Origin of the sequence: Bacteroides sp. 3_2_5 (genome assembly GCF_000159855.2) — a bacterium.
GTDB lineage: Bacteria > Bacteroidota > Bacteroidia > Bacteroidales > Bacteroidaceae > Bacteroides > Bacteroides fragilis.
This window is the reverse complement of sequence record NZ_JH636044.1, coordinates 2,116,631-2,131,939: the sequence shown is the minus strand read 5'-3', so window position 1 is coordinate 2,131,939 and position 15,309 is coordinate 2,116,631. Positions and strand designations below refer to the sequence as shown.

Annotated in this window: 16 protein-coding genes; 8 read left to right on the top strand and 8 right to left on the bottom strand. The window is 44.9% G+C overall.

All coding sequences use genetic code 11. The features are described 5' to 3' along the window. Positions 1 to 102: 102 nt before the first annotated feature. Both mobV and BSHG_RS09365 read left to right on the top strand, forming a co-directional pair. Positions 103 to 1,560: a MobV family relaxase gene (mobV, locus tag BSHG_RS09360; RefSeq protein ID WP_004323434.1), complete on the top strand. Its 1,458-nt coding sequence runs from the start codon at positions 103 to 105 to the stop codon at positions 1,558 to 1,560. Between the two features lie 53 nt (positions 1,561 to 1,613). Beyond that, positions 1,614 to 3,056: an OmpA family protein gene (locus BSHG_RS09365; protein ID WP_004308721.1), complete on the top strand. Its 1,443-nt coding sequence runs from the start codon at positions 1,614 to 1,616 to the stop codon at positions 3,054 to 3,056. A gap of 129 nt (positions 3,057 to 3,185) precedes the next feature. On the opposite strand, the gene BSHG_RS0220360 is transcribed toward BSHG_RS09365, so the two are convergent. Further along, the gene (locus BSHG_RS0220360) at positions 3,186 to 3,359 is read right to left on the bottom strand and encodes a histone H1 (protein ID WP_004308720.1); all 174 of its coding nucleotides are present in this window, start codon (positions 3,357 to 3,359) and stop codon (positions 3,186 to 3,188) included. Between the two features lie 469 nt (positions 3,360 to 3,828). Between BSHG_RS0220360 and BSHG_RS09370 the strand changes: the two genes are divergently transcribed. Together BSHG_RS09370 and BSHG_RS0220355 are read left to right on the top strand one after the other, a co-directional pair. After that, on the top strand, positions 3,829 to 4,299 hold the full coding sequence (locus tag BSHG_RS09370) for a hypothetical protein (RefSeq protein WP_004308716.1): 471 nt from the start codon (positions 3,829 to 3,831) through the stop codon (positions 4,297 to 4,299). A 175-nt stretch (positions 4,300 to 4,474) separates the two neighbouring features. Next, positions 4,475 to 4,831, top strand: a complete 357-nt coding sequence (locus tag BSHG_RS0220355) for a hypothetical protein (RefSeq protein WP_004308712.1) — start codon at positions 4,475 to 4,477, stop codon at positions 4,829 to 4,831. A 184-nt stretch (positions 4,832 to 5,015) separates the two neighbouring features. Here BSHG_RS0220355 and BSHG_RS23490 read toward each other — a convergent pair whose 3' ends face one another. After that, on the bottom strand, positions 5,016 to 5,255 hold the full coding sequence (locus BSHG_RS23490) for a hypothetical protein (protein ID WP_008659509.1): 240 nt from the start codon (positions 5,253 to 5,255) through the stop codon (positions 5,016 to 5,018). 15 nt (positions 5,256 to 5,270) lie between these two features. Here BSHG_RS23490 and BSHG_RS09380 point away from each other — a divergent pair, with 15 nt between their 5' ends. From BSHG_RS09380 to BSHG_RS09395, 4 genes are all read left to right on the top strand, one after another. Further along, the gene (locus tag BSHG_RS09380) at positions 5,271 to 5,756 is read left to right on the top strand and encodes a hypothetical protein (protein ID WP_004323429.1); all 486 of its coding nucleotides are present in this window, start codon (positions 5,271 to 5,273) and stop codon (positions 5,754 to 5,756) included. 431 nt (positions 5,757 to 6,187) lie between these two features. After that, positions 6,188 to 6,382: a hypothetical protein gene (locus BSHG_RS09385; protein WP_004313635.1), complete on the top strand. Its 195-nt coding sequence runs from the start codon at positions 6,188 to 6,190 to the stop codon at positions 6,380 to 6,382. A gap of 4 nt (positions 6,383 to 6,386) precedes the next feature. Beyond that, entirely contained in the window at positions 6,387 to 6,671 is a 285-nt protein-coding gene (locus BSHG_RS09390; RefSeq protein WP_004308705.1) for a hypothetical protein, read from the top strand. Positions 6,672 to 6,681: 10 nt separating this feature from the next. Next, positions 6,682 to 7,053, top strand: coding sequence for a hypothetical protein (locus BSHG_RS09395; protein ID WP_004308703.1), 372 nt, complete (start codon positions 6,682 to 6,684; stop codon positions 7,051 to 7,053). 54 nt (positions 7,054 to 7,107) lie between these two features. On the opposite strand, the gene BSHG_RS09400 is transcribed toward BSHG_RS09395, so the two are convergent. The 6 genes from BSHG_RS09400 to BSHG_RS09420 form a co-directional block, all read right to left on the bottom strand. Next, the gene (locus tag BSHG_RS09400; RefSeq protein WP_008659506.1) at positions 7,108 to 8,790 is read right to left on the bottom strand and encodes a zincin-like metallopeptidase domain-containing protein; all 1,683 of its coding nucleotides are present in this window, start codon (positions 8,788 to 8,790) and stop codon (positions 7,108 to 7,110) included. A gap of 5 nt (positions 8,791 to 8,795) precedes the next feature. After that, the gene (locus BSHG_RS09405; RefSeq protein ID WP_004308698.1) at positions 8,796 to 9,407 is read right to left on the bottom strand and encodes a hypothetical protein; all 612 of its coding nucleotides are present in this window, start codon (positions 9,405 to 9,407) and stop codon (positions 8,796 to 8,798) included. 82 nt (positions 9,408 to 9,489) lie between these two features. After that, positions 9,490 to 9,666 carry a hypothetical protein gene (locus BSHG_RS21955; RefSeq protein WP_004313634.1) on the bottom strand — a complete coding sequence of 59 codons (177 nt, stop codon included), beginning with the start codon at positions 9,664 to 9,666 and terminating at the stop codon, positions 9,490 to 9,492. 12 nt (positions 9,667 to 9,678) lie between these two features. After that, positions 9,679 to 11,235: a glucosaminidase domain-containing protein gene (locus tag BSHG_RS09410; protein ID WP_004308692.1), complete on the bottom strand. Its 1,557-nt coding sequence runs from the start codon at positions 11,233 to 11,235 to the stop codon at positions 9,679 to 9,681. A gap of 11 nt (positions 11,236 to 11,246) precedes the next feature. Then, positions 11,247 to 13,496 (bottom strand): zincin-like metallopeptidase domain-containing protein, encoded by a 2,250-nt coding sequence (locus BSHG_RS09415; RefSeq protein WP_004308690.1) that lies wholly within the window; start codon positions 13,494 to 13,496, stop codon positions 11,247 to 11,249. A 19-nt stretch (positions 13,497 to 13,515) separates the two neighbouring features. Then, entirely contained in the window at positions 13,516 to 15,300 is a 1,785-nt protein-coding gene (locus BSHG_RS09420; protein WP_004323424.1) for a hypothetical protein, read from the bottom strand. Between the last annotated feature and the right edge of the window lie 9 nt (positions 15,301 to 15,309).

The following is a 15,309-nucleotide window of genomic DNA, read 5'->3' as shown; positions in this document are numbered from 1 at the left end:
GGGGGAGCCTAATACCCCACCTGCCTGACGTTGGTGGGAAGGGTGTCCGAACAAGCAGCAAGCTGGGACACGGTAGATTGTCCGAAACAATATGAAAAACGTATGGCAAATCAAAAACAGGTACTCGACGTGCAGGTGTCGAAAGGGATTACCACCGCCCAAAGTAATGAACATCTGCGTGACCGTAGTGAAAAGGCAGAGAAGTACGCTATGAGTAAGGGAAATTATGATCCTACGCGTAAACGGCTGAACTTCGAGATTGCGCCCGGAGGTAAAATACATCCCATCGACACAAGCCGTAGCATTCCCAAACGGATGGCGGACATATTAAGTCACCGTGGAATCAAAGATCCTAATGAGGGGCTGCTCGAACCAAAATACCGCACGGTGGTAAATATCATCTTCGGCGGTTCACGGCAGCGAATGCAGGAACTTGCTTTCGGTACGCAACAGGTGGACTTTGAAAAAGGTGCGGACAATACCCGCATCGAACGGAAGCGTGACATTGAACGCTGGGCCAAGGATGTTTATTCATTCGTTTGTGGCAGATATGGTGAGCAGAACATCGCTGCATTCATTGTACATCTGGATGAATTGAACCCGCATATCCACTGTACGCTTCTGCCAATCAAGGATAGTCGCTTTGCGTACAAGGAAATCTTCGCCGGTAAGGATAAGTTTGAATATAGTGCAAGAATGAAACAACTTCATACGGACTTTTTCGCAGAAGTCAATACAAAGTGGGGAATGTCAAGAGGAACAAGCATATCCGAAACGGGTGCACGGCACAGAACGACTGAGGAATACCGCCGAATGTTGTCTGAAGAGTGTACAACAATCGAGGATAATATCAAACTCCATCAACAGGTATTGGGTGAACTTCAATCAGACATCCGGTTGGCAGAACGCAGAGTCAAAGGGCTTACGACAATGGTTAGCAATCTTGAAAAGCAGAAAACTGAAAAAGAAACCTTGTTATCGGCAGCCGAGTACAATTTAAAAGAAAACAAAGGCAATGCGGCAGAATTGGCAATCCAAATACAAATGTTGGAAAAAGAGCTGCAAGGAATCATCAGGCAACTGGCAGACAAGCAGGAAAAGTTGCAGACGGCTGACCGGCAACTCATCGAACTGAAAAAGGATATGGGAGCCATTGAAGAACGTACCGAAGAACTCAAAGAGGAGGCCTATCAATATTCCCGTGATGTACACTCCAAAGTGGATAGCTTGTTTAAAGACGTCCTACTGGAGAGTGTAATCAGCGAGTATCGTAACGCATCGGCACAAATGAATGTTTCAGAACGGCAGCTCTTTGACGGTTCACTGGTACAGTCTATCGCCGAGCGGGGTACGGAAATCATGCACTGTGCGACAATGCTATTTCTCGGAATGGTAGATGATGCCACTACATTTGCCGAATCACATGGTGGTGGAGGCGGAGGGAGTGACCTCAAATGGGGACGCGACGAGGACGAGGACAATCGAGCATGGGCACTTCGCTGTATGAGGATGGCGAGCCGCATGATGCGCTCGACTATCGGCAAGAAATCTAAACGGTAAATGGCATACGCCTTACACCAGATTAAAAGTATAACTAATGAAATCATTGGAATATGACGAAACAAATTATTTTCATCTTCGCTTTGCTCTGCACGTTGCAGGCACAAGCAAGTGTACAACCCGTACAGAAGGACACTGTACGACACACTATTCATTATGAAGTAGCGGAATTGCTTCAACCGATGCAGCCCGTCTATCTCAACGGGGTGCTACTTCCGGCATCTCGAACCGGCAACTGGTTTGTTAGCATATCCGGAGGTGCGACAGTTTTTCTTGGTACACCTCTCGGTTGTGAAGACCTTTTTGGACGAGTGAAACCTTCGTACAGCCTCGCCGTCGGCAAATGGTTTACTCCTTTGGTCGGCGCAAGGGTAAATTATAGTGGCTTGCAGTTTAAGGATGCACAATTATCTACGCAGGACTACCATTATATCCATGCAGATCTCCTGTGGAATCTCCTTGGACGCAGATATGCCCGACAGGAACAGGTACGTTGGAGGCTTGCACCCTTTATGGGTGTCGGTCTGCTACATAACGCCACCAACGGGAACAATCCCTTTGCGCTTTCTTACGGCATACTAACACAATACCGTATTTCCAAACGGGTTAGTGCTATGCTGGAACTCTCTAACACAACTACATTCCAGGATTTCGACGGATATGGCTATCCAAACCGTCTGGGCGATCACATGCTTTCGCTGACTGCCGGATTCACCTTTCATCTCGGTAAGGTCGGCTGGAAGCGCGCGGTGGATACGGCACCATACATCCATCGGAACGAACTGCTTGTCGATTATGGCAACTTCCTTTCGGAGGAGAACAGGCGTTATGTGGGACGTCACAATCAAGATAAGCGAACACTCGTGGAATTAAAGAAAATTCTGGAAATCGAAGGACTACTCGATACATATAGCCATATCTTTGACAACGACGATATAACCGGATGCAGATATCCTATAAATAATTATAGCGGTTTGAACTCGCTTCGTGCAAGATTGAAGCATAGCTATTGGGACGGGTCGTCACCTCTTGACACGACTATTCTTCAGACAGAGAATGGAAAGCCATCATATAATTACACGGCTTCCCGAAATGTGCAGTCCGCCCATCAGGACACCCTCGCTATGGATTCCACGGTTCTTTCATACGCTGATGGAGAGTGCATCGGTACACCCATCTATTTCTTTTTTGCTCTCAATACGACACATCTGACGGATACCTCACAGAGGCTTAATCTTGACGAACTGGCTCGTGTAGCTAAGAAATACAGTTTATCCGTGAGGGTAACTGGTGCTGCTGACAGTTCTACAGGAACATCAAGTATCAATGATTCTTTGAGTATATCGAGAGCCGGTTTTATTACCGCAGAACTGGAACAACGTGGAATACCAGCCAAGCGGATTATCAGAGTTAGCAAAGGTGGAATTGCCGACTATACGCCCGTGGAAGCCAACAGACATACGAAAGTGGAGTTGTTTTTTCCAAAAGCGAAATAGAAATTTCGCATAATTGATGTTTAACTTTGTCATAATCAATGAAGCCTCTCCGCTGTGAAGCGAAGAGGCTTTTTCGATATGGTACACGTGAAGTTCGCCATTTTCCTACTGTCAGAACCAGAATGAAAATTATTTCGATGCTTCAAGTGACTCTTTTCTGAACTGTTTGAGAAGTTTTTCAAGTTCAAGTGATACTTTGCGGGCACGAGTTCCGGCAGCTTTGTTGCCTTTCTCCATCTGGAGGTTGGCATCTTTTGAGAATTGATCGAACAATTCACAGATTTGTGTAAATGTTTTTTCCATTGTTATGTTCTTAATATTATATAATACGCTGGCAAAGATAGCAAAAATATTTTTTTAGGACTTATATTAGCTCTGTTATATATTTCGCCTATAATATGATACCCCTTTTTATGTTTTTCCATTCTGAGTATTCCCTTATCGCACCATCGGCAAATCTGGCCGAAGAGATTTTATATGCAAAGGTACAGTGTCCGGACGATTGTCAAGCACCGCTATGCTAACGGTTCCTGGATATTTTACGGCAGCCTTCCTCAAATCAAAGATTGACTTTCAGTCCCCTTCTCATTGCAAGGTATAAAAGGACAAGCCTGCTTCTGCTCTTACATTCGAAGGTTGGGTATTCCGTTCCATTCCATTTACTGTTTACTTGTCTTATCGCCCTTATTCCACTGTTAATCCTGCATAAAAATCAATCCCCGGCAAGAAGCCGAAAGAGCTTCAAGCAAAGGGAAATAATAAATCAAAGAATATGGGAAAATACGATTTTATCAAGTTGGGTAATCTTCTTTATTGGCATGACCCAGATAGTGGTCTGTCTAATGGGGTTTACCAAGTGGCTTCTATTCCGGAAAACATTGAAGAGGATAGCGTTATTTTGATTGCATCTGATACTTCGGAAGCGGAGGTTTTTCCTTCTGAATTATCACCGATACATACCGGTAGAAGTCATAAAGAAGACTTTTTGCGTTGGAAAACAGAACGTGAAGCTGAAGGTATTGAGTTTTACGACCACCTTTCCAAGGTGATGGATACGGAAAACGACTTGAGTGTGGGAGATATGGTGGCGTTTACAAACGATTATGGAGTGATATTTGGACCTTGTGAGGTCTTAGCTTTTGGGAATCTCTGTAATAGTGGCAGATGTGTATATATTGACAGTGATTCTTATTGGTTTCCTAACCGTCCCGACCAACTCACCATCATGAGAGGTGCGGAATGACAATAACATATCCACCTGTAGCCAAAGCGGGTGGATAGCATTTCCTTGTATTGTATATTCAGCCCGATTACTCTTATAGCCATGCTCCACCGAACTCCCACAACCGGTCCTATTCCTTTTTTACTCGTCGTACTCCGTTTCTAAACAGTATAACACATTTATTGGCCTGACATTCTTGAAATTCACAACGGAAACGGCTTGGTTTCCGTGTGATGAAACACTTGAACTGGTATGTGAGAAATTCCCAACACTATGTTATTTCTATCAATCGGAAGAGTCGGGTCTGGCGGAGTACTGGACAAATGACCAAGAGAGTAAATACTTTCCCGAAAAGTACATTGCAGACCTATGTACTCCAGACGACAAATGGTACAAGGAATATTTTGTCAACCAGACAGAAGTATTCAAGTGGTTTGAGGTGATAAGCGGTCAGTCTGTCGAATCAATAACAGAAATTCTTGCTATTGCCGAACAACGGAAAGATGAAAACGACAATTCTTTCTGTAACATCTATGAATATGCCGCAGGCTAAGACTAATCCGATGCAGAAAACGAAATGACGGTATGCTGACAGCGTGCAGCGAACTATCATTATCCGATAAGCTTCTCTGATTTCATGCAGATTGGAGACTTTGTCGCCTTCAGTCCTTTTATACAGTCTCAGAGTGCTTCTCCAGTCTTTTATAGATATTCTTTATATCGCACATCGGCAGTTCTTATCTGAGAGATTTTGTATGCAAAGATACAGCTTTAGAATGGTCGTCAAGTAACGCTGCGCTAACAGTTCCCGGATACTTGTGGCAGCCTTCCGCATATCGAAGATTTGGGTATTCCACTTCATTCCATTCACTGTTTACTTGCCTTATCCATCCTTTCCTTGCTGTCAATTTCGCATAAAAATCATTCCTGACAAGAAGCCGAAAGAGCTTCAAGTAAAGGGAATAAAGTTTAATCATTTAAATTTCAAAATTATGCACAGCCGAATTTTTCAGATTTCTAAAATGTGGATAGAAAAAGAAAACTATCTGAATGAAGACACTCTCCATCAAGGAGATGGCAGTTTCTATGACTATTGTGCGGAGATAGATGACGAAGAACGTAAGGAGGATATTCGTTATTTGGTCAATACTGCTCTACCAAAAGATATGTTCGAACTTGTAGGTGATGACACCATACGCTACATTGGTGGTGTGGAACAATGGAAAGAGAACTTTGTGACTAACATCCGTAAGAAAGCTGAAGCTATTACGACGGAAAATATGTTGGAGTTTGTAGGCCCTGTTTATCAACTTGAAAAGGCATTGGAAAATCCATTGGATATTGCGTATCATTTCTATTTGGACGGAGAGGGATACCAGTCATTTGCCGAAAAATCTTTTGCATTTATGGAGTTTGTCTGTACGCTTGAACCGGGAACGATACTCTATATCGGAGGAGTCATCGACTATCACTTCTGATACTCCATATAATTTTTTTAAAGCCACCCGCAACTCAAGCGGGTGGTTATCATCTTCCTATATAACAGTCCGGTTACTTTTATAGACCATGTTCTGCCGAACCTCTGTTACCAATTCACAGCCTCTTTTACCGATTCTATATTACCTGTTCTAATTGTATTACATTCTCACAGTCCCGACATGCACCATTGTTTGTTTCGTGCGCAAAGGTACGGTGGCAAACGATGTTCAAGTACCGCTGTTGCTACCTGAAATGAAATTTGACGTAACCTTCCGCAATCACAGATTCCGGTATTCATAAAATTTCATTCCGGTTACTTGCTCATAGTTCTTGCATCCACCGTTGAAAATGCACATGAAACAACCTCTTGGGTAAAGTCGGAAGGCTTCAAGAAGAGGGAAATAAAAAACAACTTAAAAAAATAAATGCAATGAGAACTAAAACACTCTACAGATGCGATGCACAGAAAATAGACATCAGTCGTTTCCCTAACTTTCACATAACAGGAAGTATAACCGGAATGAAGAAACTCTATTATGGCAAGAATGCTCTATTGGTACGTTGCGGAAGCTGGATTTACAACGTGTCAAGTGAACCCGAAGTTTATTATAATATAGCACATTAGTAGTATGAAAAAAGGTTATAAAAAAGATTTTCAGAGTTGGAAAGGTATAGTAACTCTAAAATTACTTTGCTGCAATATAGCAGCAGGTCGTTTTGATTGGAAGAAATATTGTACGCCACAGCCTTATTGTGGTCAGGAGATTTGCGTTATACCGCTACATTGTTCTTATGGACAGATAGGCTACACTGTGTATTTCCCTTATTCTGATATGCCGGAAGTGGAATACGATTGGGAAATGAACAAATTAACTATTGACAAAGAGAATTGGGAGAATTATTTACAGAATTAATATTAAAAATATGGCACAGAATTTTTATACCAAATGGCAGAACGCAATCCTTGCAGATGCAGGAGTCTATGTTTCAAAAAAATACCGCAGTTTCCAAACGGCCTTAGTACGTGAGATTTCCAAGTACGCAACAGCCGTTGGCGCAAAAGTAACATTCAACTTAAAGGGGCATTATAATACCTCTTGTTTCATAGAACGTAACGGTAAATTCGTTTACATCAGTCACTCTTCCGGTTTGTCCCGAATGGGTAGCGGTGTAAAAATAGAACTCGATTCTTTCTTAATCCGGACAGCCCAACACGCGAAAGATTACAGAGGGGGACATAATCAGTATTGCGATATAACAAATTTACAGTCTATGATAGATAATTTGTTAGAGTAATAAAATAAATTCAAGAAAAGGTACGGAGCAAACAGCTCCGCATCTTTTTCCGTTTTATCGGCGCATTCCGCCGCTGTACTCTGCTTCTTGTAGCTCTTCCCGGTATTCCTCCATATTATTCAGCTTTTCGTTCACGGTTTGCAGGTTGGCATCCAACGAAGCATTATGGTCGTATGGGAAACGATGTTGTGCGACAAGTCCCGCATTAGTAACCGGCCCGATATCTATCATGTCGGATTCTTTATTATAGCTGACATACAGCACATCACCATTCGGCATTTCAAATGCAGGAATCTTTTGTTGTGTCATGATAGCGAATTGTTCCGCAGCCATCTCCTTGGCTACCCCTTTTAATGTATCTCCAGCATGTTCGATACCATAACGCCTGATATGGTCGCATACTTCCTTTTCCGTGAATTTCAGCATCACTTCATAAGTTCCCCCGACACTCCCATTGTACACCACAGCAAAATCCTTGTCCTCAATCAAAAGATTGTCTCCTCGGTTCTGTATGGGAGAAGAATAAGTATATTCTTCGTTAATGCCGTTACCGTCATAATACTCCTTGGCGAGAGTCAGCAGTCCTTCGTAGTCCCCCTTATCCTTGAATGCGTCCAACCGCATCGTGTCATCGGTAAGCTGAAGATAGGCCACGGAAGAATAATACACTTTTTCTTTCGGTGCTACTGTTTGCTCTTCATCAATGTTCTGCTCCAATTCCAGTGCAATCTTATCCACCTTTTGGGTAATCAGAGAAGCCGCTCTTTTCACATCCAACAGAGTTGTCTTGATGAATTGTGGCGATTCCTTCAATTCGTCGAGCCATCCTTTGAGGTAGGCACAACTGTCCTCTTTTATATGTTTCGTCATGCCGTAACGTTGGGCAACCAATGCGCTGCCTAACTCGGCTACCAATTCTTCGCGCGCATACTCTGCCGAGCCGAAAGTTGTCGGCTTGATACGGTCGAGAACTCCTTCCGCACCGGTCGAGTGTGTCATCTCATGGAATAGTGTTCCATAGAACGCCTCTCCAGATTTGAACTGTTCCTTTTCCGGCACAACGATTTCATTTCTCGATATAGAGTAGTAAGCGTTATCCTGATGCTGTGGTTTGATCGGACAAATCCACAGATTGTCCTTTATCAGCGCATCGACGGGAGCGAAGCTGAAATACTCTCCGTTCTCAATCTTCGGTAGCGAATACTCCTTTTCGAGTTTTTGCCACAGCTCCGGTCTTGCCTCCTGCAAGTTGGTCTGTGCCACGTTAAAGACTCGGAATACCTGCATCTTAGGATAAACATTGTATTCCTTCTTCTCGTTATCAGATAGTTTTTTGTAGTCATCATACTTAATCTTCTCACCAGAATCCTTGTGTATGCAGGTGAATGTAGTCAGCATGATTGGGAATGATTTCTCTCCACGAAGTACAGAAACACGAGGTTTCTCCTGATTGTCCTTATCGGATTTGTTGAGCCGTTGTACACACTCAAAAGTGCAGAAGCGCGGAATCTTGTAACCTTCCTTTTCACAATGTATAAGCAACATAATGGCATTCATGCCATTATACTCGCGTCCGGAAAGATTGCAGGGCCATTGTAACGCTTCTTCTGTGAACCATGGCTTTCTCCAATCCTTACGGATACTCTCGATTTTCTCAATCATCATTTCAGCGAAGAGGTCTAATGCTTTATCTTCGCTGTTCGGCCCGTCCGTGTGCTGTTTTTTATATCCGGCCATATCCTTTACTGATTGGAATTAGACGAATCTGCTACATACTGTACAAGTTCTTCCACCTTGCATGAAACATTCAGCTTTCCGTTATATGCCGAAAGGGATATTTCACCTTTGGCATCCACTCGCACGCCCGGCTGTAACCATGCTTCGCGTTCTTTGCCAAAACAGAAAAAACGTACCCATTGGTATTCAAAGCCATCCTCTACTTTCTCCGTACTGAATGCCGAAAACATTGTGTAAGGCTGGTCTTTCTTATCCCTTTTTTCCTCGATATGCTGCCCGACCTTACCTCGAAATACTAATTCGCCCTTGACCGTATCTTTCGCATCTGCCGTAGCTGTACGAATTTCGTTAATAAAAAGATTGAAATAAAGTTTGTCACCACGGTGTTTGAGATACATTGTCCCCGAAACCTCGATGCGGGAACCATTTCGATATTTGGAAACCTCCTTTCCGGCAGTATCTTTGCTGACATCCACCTCAATAGGCATAGTCTTCCCGTCAGTGTCAGGGATCATTACTCGAAGAGGAAAAACCAGGAACGTTTTCCCTTCCTTATTGGTGCGTATCGACGCATCACGTCCGATAACGCCACATACCGTAACATTACATTTTATCATTTCTATTGTCTTTTAATGTGATACATAATCACCCGACAACTGTGTTGCCATGATTTGTTGTTGAACTGCTAAATCATTGCTCTTAATCGGGTGCTCGTATCATTGCCCAGATCAGCCATCCGGCAAGGAACAGTTGAACGCTCACGATAATGAGCGTTGCTACCCAGCCGAAGAGTTGGTAGCAGAGCAGGACATACAAGGCAAGGTAGGACAGTCCGAACAGACATCTGCATAGCTGTATCATCACGCATTTTACCATATCGCCACGCTTCTATCTTTTTAGGTTCTCTGTCTGTCCCTGCTGTTGGGACATCCCTTGTTCAAAATTCTGTGAAGCCGCTTCCGAGAGGATAACCGTATTCAGCATACCGGTTACACGTATCCTTTTGGCTTCTTCTGTGAGAGTATTGTTATTCAGTGTTGCCGACAGACGGCTTAACTCCGCAGTAGTCAACTCACGTGACATGCGCAGTTCTCCATTGTTCACTCGCAGAATAGCCTTTCCATTTTCACTGATTGCCAGTTCGCAGTTTTTCATGCCCGGTAATAATGATTTCAGATTGATGCGTCCACTATCCATTTGTTTGGATATGGCAGTCTTTTGCTCCTCCTCGTTCTTGTTGTCGATTTGTACGGCCAATAGCATAAGGGAACTAAAGGCTGTCATCGCCATCTCTACTATAGGGTCATTGCATCCTGACATTCCCACACCGCTATCCTCTGACGAAAGCAACTTCTTCATCCATCCGTCGGGCGAAAGGTTTTTGCCGGCGGCATTCTCTTCTGTTCCTTTATATCGGGTGAGCAGGCTGTTCCCGTTGTGCAACACTTCCAATTTGATATTACCTTTCTGTGCGATTTCAGTCAGATAAGCCGCAGGGTCGATGTCACGCTTTGTTCCGTCTGCATAGAAGTTTGTCACGCCGAAATGTAGATGTTCGCCCGTTGTACGTGTACCTGTGTTGCCCGATGTGCCGAGCTTCCCACCGGCTTGTACTACATCACCGACCTTTACAGTAACCTCCTTAAGGTGCATATAAGTACATTGTACCTTGCTGCCATCCGTTCTGGTATATTCCACAGTCAGCGATTTTCCACCGGGCGTGTTCTTATTCTGATTCACAGCCACCACCTTCCCGTTGTTCTCAGTAGCCAGTACCGCATCGCCATTGCAACGGATATCAATTCCCTTGTGCATCTGTTGTTTCGTGTTGTCCATCGGATCTTGCCGCATACCGAAAGGCGAGGTAACAAAAAGAAACTCTTCACGCTCTACCGGGAATGAGTACTTCGCACCATACTCTGAATTTTCAGACGTTCGGAGAGGATTATGTTCCGTACCGAACCGCTTACCCTGTGTCTCCATTTCCTGCATCACCAGTTTGTCATACTGCTGTAAGCCATTTTGCTCTATAATCCGTTGCAGACTCTCGGCATATTCTCCGCCTGTGGCATAACCGGCCTGTTCGATATTTTGTGTCCAACCCTTGTAATCGTCGGGCGAAAGTGCAAAACATTGGGCATAGCGGCTGTTTTCTTTTAAAAAACGGGAGTGGTGTTCGTATGAATCACCCACACTGTCATAACTGCAAAACTTCTCATTCGGCTTATCGTCAGTATATATACCATACCTTCCTCCTTCGGCAATCCATGCAGGCGTAGCCTTGATGCCAAAATGATTGTTCTCGTTTTGCGCCAAACGGCTTTGCCCGTTGGAACTTTCCAGTATGCCTTGTGCCAACGTCACGGATGCGGGGATTCCGTACCGGCGCATCTGCTCCATAGCATACTCTGCATATTTCATTGCGTATTGTTGGTTCTTGCTCATTTCCTTACTCCTTATCTATGAAAACCTCTGTGTGTTTCTTGTTCCTCCATGTCACTTATAGCAACCCGTGCCCCGGCACGGACGAGCTTAGACAGATAGTTGTCGAGCTGCTCCGTTGAAAATTCCGTTGAAGCCGTAATGTCCCCTTCCGGATACTCTTTTAGGGTTATGCCCAATATCTTTGCACCCTGTACCGCATCTTCGTTATAGAGCCGATAACCATCTTTCGTGCGAAGCAGTTGCAAGGCATCGGGATGATTCGCTTTAAGTTTGTCCCACAACTGCCGTTCCGGTGAAATACCCTTGTTGTCTGATTCCGTCCGTTCCTGCGCTACCGTTTCTATCGGCCACAACTCTGCTTCTTTCTGTTGTTTCTCTCCGGTGTGTGCCTCCTGCGATTGTCCTTTTTGTAGTACGTCTGCGAATAAGGTAGCTGCCAAATGACGTTTGTAGCTGTCACGCTCTTCCGCTATCCACATCCGCTGCCACTGTTGCGGAGTGACACTTCGGGCAGGCTGTTTCTGCCCATCAATAGTTGCGACGCATTGTATGCCGTCTTGTTTGGTTTTGAAAACCGAAACACGCTGGATACGGTTCAAGTCTATTTCCGGCATTTCGCTGCTGAACAAATCCACCTTCAGGTCAGGTTTGACCTCGGCCAGCGCATAATACTTGTGCGCCAGTTCCATCCGAACCTTACCGATGTTATCCATTGCTTGCTTGAGTGTTGAAAAGAAGCGGTTTATATCTTCTTTATCAGGATAGATGCTATATCCGCTCTTATTTTCGGGTTTGATATAAAGTGCCCATCGTTTCTTATCATCTTGAATCATCTCTACGTGGTCAAATCCGATCTCATTCGCCTGTTTGACCGCTGACGCCACGTCCAGTGTGGAGAGCTTCTCCATTGCCCAATTCTTCAGCCGGGCCAGCATAATTATCTTCTCGGCAAAATAACTGTCATCGGGTCGATAACCTAATGCACCATCCGTATTGTAGAAGCGTACCTGCTCGATTCCATCTTTCTGCAACGCTCGCATGATACGTCCCTTGTTCATTCCCGGTATCTCGTTATCTGCCTCTGTAGAAGCCCCTGCTGGAAGAATTACATCTGCGGTTTTTGCCTGTGGGTCAATAACAAGCACAATTTTTTTCGTTTCTTTATCCGGATGCTGCCGAATCTCGTTCGACACAAAATAATGTTTGGGCATTTGCTCCTGCATGGTTGAAGTGTCTCGCCGGTTGCGCATGGTGGCGTATTCGATTTTCTCGCCCCGTTCCGCTTTATTGATTACTTCGATGGCATTGTTTACGTCACTTTCGAGAGCGTCCATCAAGTTCGGGTTCTCTTTTAGCTCCCGGCACCAGTATTCCACTGTCTTCAGACTTTCTTCAGACAACCGTGCTGGCAACCCCAGTTCCAACATTTTAATCCCTGAAGCCAGTTCCACTACCAACCGTTCCTGTCTGACAGCATCCTCCGAAGGAGCCACACCGTTCTTCATCACCATACCTTCACGCGCTAATCGTTGTTGGTGTCCGGTAGCACTCACGATTTGCCGCAAGGCTTCCTGTATATAGTCGTGATAATGTCTGAACTCTCTTTGTCGCGGCATATAGACCGCATCCTTATCTGTTTCGTAGTGGGGTACACCGCTTCCATCCAAACGAACAGGCACAAGGTTGTCTCGCATCCTCAGTAGGAAGTCGTTGAATTGAATATGCAACCGTCGGTTGTCAGCTTCCGTATATCCTCTTTCCACTGCACTTCCATACCGCCGCAACGTCGTTTCGTATCGCTCCTTATCCACGTAGGGTAGTGTCGTCTGGTCAATGTTGAACAAAGTGCGAATTTCACGGTTATGTACACCTTTATATAATTTTTGTTCCTCTTCATACAGTTTCATGTAGTCATCACGACTGATAACCTGTTCTGGATTATTGCGGTGAACGTACTTGTTCCAATTATAAAACAAAAATGGAACGCCTTGCTCATTCTCACGCACCGAGGCTCCTTGTGCCTTGGCATCGCTGAATAGCGTGAACTGGTTGGTTTTGCATCCATTTTTATCAGAATGCAGCGTCATGAATAGTGCATTGAATGCGCTGACAGAAACACCCTTTGGATAGAAGCGCGGGTATCCCTTTCCTGATGCGTTGAGCCAGTGTCCACCGGCATTCGAGGCTTCACTCAAAGCCGTAGAAAGCAAGGTGATTTGTTTTTCCTCGGCTTTCTTTTCGATTTGCGATTTTTCTTTCATCGTTTATTTGATTATAGGATTATTGAATACCCCGTGGGCGCACGATGGTTTCCAGTTTTCCGTCCTCATAATTCCGTGCGGCAGCCTGGCGAAGCTGGTCGTTCTTGGCAAGGACAGCATTTGCCAGCGTGTTCAAAGGCAATGCCCCGGTACGGTAGGCTTCTGCTACAATCGGTGACAACTGGATGGTACACGGTACTCGGTCTATCGTGGCAATCAACGTACTATCTTGCAATACAGGGTTTACTATACGTGGGTTCAGAGTTTCATTTGTATAGCGTCGGTACTGCACATTGTTCTCATTTGTTACGTTCAGTTTTCCCTCTGTTCGTTCTTTCAAGGCTTCGTGTCCTGCCTTATTCAACAAGTTCATACCTCCCAGGCCTATCAGGAGCATTTTCAGCAACGGGTTACGCACAAACATACCCGCCACAATGCTCGCTATCGGTAACATATTGTCTTCCAAATGCAATGATTCTGTCTTGCCTGTGAATATTCCCAGTAGAACATCAGGGAGCATGGCCATTACATAACCGAGATTGCCTGTGATATTACCTATGCCATCCAGTCCCAGCATACCAAGCAGTCCGCCCCAACCGTTTCCCTGTGCTACTTGCGCACTTTGTATCGTTTGTACATGTTGTTCCGCATCATTGGCAGGAACAACAGTTTCATGCTTCTCTTCTTTCATAATTTCATCCTGTTCTGTCCTGACCATTTTCGCTTTGTCACATTGTTCCAAAGACTGCAAGTAGGCTTCTTCCTGTCCGGGAGCAACAACAATCGGCACATCCTTGTACCGTTCCTCATATTTCTGTTCTTCCTTGCTCTGTACATTCGGCCACAATAAACCGCTATTCTGGTTTTGTGTCCATTCCATGAAGCCAAAGTCCATGACAGGGATTTTCTTTTTCAGTTGCTTGTTGTCTGTACCAATCGCCGTGTTCTCTTTGATTTGTATTTGGGCTGCCTCTTTGCGAAAATCGTCGAATACGTTTCTGTCTCTGCCGAACACTCCTTTACTGATGCACTGTTCTACTGAAAGGGTATCAGGCTTCTTGCCTTCAAAATGATTGGTGATGGCTGCAATAGCCACATCTGCACCGGTAAACTTTGCCAGTGTCGTCCATGAACCAGTACCACCCATCATCAGGGTATCTGCGGCTGTGCCCAACATCCATCCCGTACCTTTTTCCCATCTGTTCGGGCGGTAAGCTGCTTCGCCTCGTGCCTCTATTTCATCGGTCAGCGGTGAACGGCTTAACGTCTGCGATAATCCCAGCAGACTCGATTCGGCAGCCTTTCGGATGATGTAGTCAGCGGAAGACTTGGGCATACGTTCTTTCACCAACCGGTCAATCATCAGTTCCTCTATTCGGTGGTCCATATAGGCATAGGCGAGGTCACAACCGAGCTGTTCTGACAACTCATTGTAACGTGCCCTTCCGATTTCCTGCACGACGGTATCCCGCCACTGCCCGGCCATATACGCAAGGTCTTGCTGCATTTCCTCGGAACCGGTAATCTCCGTCTTGCACATCTCGATATAGTCCTCTGTTGTTTTGGAGTTCCATTCGCCTGTGACCTTGAGTGCTTGATAGGGGTCGCTCATTGGTTGTGCCGAAGATGCCATCATACTGAGAATACCACCTAAAGAGGTGGAATATTCTTTCATTTCCTCTCCCTGATTCCGTATGAGGTCAGTCCGCGTTTTTGACATGATGGGTGCGATATGGCAGTTGAAATAGTCGTTCACGAGGCGTTCCATTTCTGCAAACCGTCCGCTATGCTTGATTCCGTCCATAGTGTATTA

Coding starts and splice junctions, on each gene's coding strand:
- mobV (WP_004323434.1), top strand. CDS start 103: ATGGCAAATCAAAAACAGGTACTCGACGTGCAGGTGTCGAAAGGGATT.
- BSHG_RS09365 (WP_004308721.1), top strand. CDS start 1,614: ATGACGAAACAAATTATTTTCATCTTCGCTTTGCTCTGCACGTTGCAG.
- BSHG_RS0220360 (WP_004308720.1), bottom strand. CDS start 3,359: ATGGAAAAAACATTTACACAAATCTGTGAATTGTTCGATCAATTCTCA.
- BSHG_RS09370 (WP_004308716.1), top strand. CDS start 3,829: ATGGGAAAATACGATTTTATCAAGTTGGGTAATCTTCTTTATTGGCAT.
- BSHG_RS23490 (WP_008659509.1), bottom strand. CDS start 5,255: ATGATTAAACTTTATTCCCTTTACTTGAAGCTCTTTCGGCTTCTTGTC.
- BSHG_RS09380 (WP_004323429.1), top strand. CDS start 5,271: ATGCACAGCCGAATTTTTCAGATTTCTAAAATGTGGATAGAAAAAGAA.
- BSHG_RS09385 (WP_004313635.1), top strand. CDS start 6,188: ATGAGAACTAAAACACTCTACAGATGCGATGCACAGAAAATAGACATC.
- BSHG_RS09390 (WP_004308705.1), top strand. CDS start 6,387: ATGAAAAAAGGTTATAAAAAAGATTTTCAGAGTTGGAAAGGTATAGTA.
- BSHG_RS09395 (WP_004308703.1), top strand. CDS start 6,682: ATGGCACAGAATTTTTATACCAAATGGCAGAACGCAATCCTTGCAGAT.
- BSHG_RS09400 (WP_008659506.1), bottom strand. CDS start 8,790: ATGGCCGGATATAAAAAACAGCACACGGACGGGCCGAACAGCGAAGAT.
- BSHG_RS09405 (WP_004308698.1), bottom strand. CDS start 9,407: ATGATAAAATGTAATGTTACGGTATGTGGCGTTATCGGACGTGATGCG.
- BSHG_RS21955 (WP_004313634.1), bottom strand. CDS start 9,666: ATGGTAAAATGCGTGATGATACAGCTATGCAGATGTCTGTTCGGACTG.
- BSHG_RS09410 (WP_004308692.1), bottom strand. CDS start 11,235: ATGAGCAAGAACCAACAATACGCAATGAAATATGCAGAGTATGCTATG.
- BSHG_RS09415 (WP_004308690.1), bottom strand. CDS start 13,496: ATGAAAGAAAAATCGCAAATCGAAAAGAAAGCCGAGGAAAAACAAATC.
- BSHG_RS09420 (WP_004323424.1), bottom strand. CDS start 15,300: ATGGACGGAATCAAGCATAGCGGACGGTTTGCAGAAATGGAACGCCTC.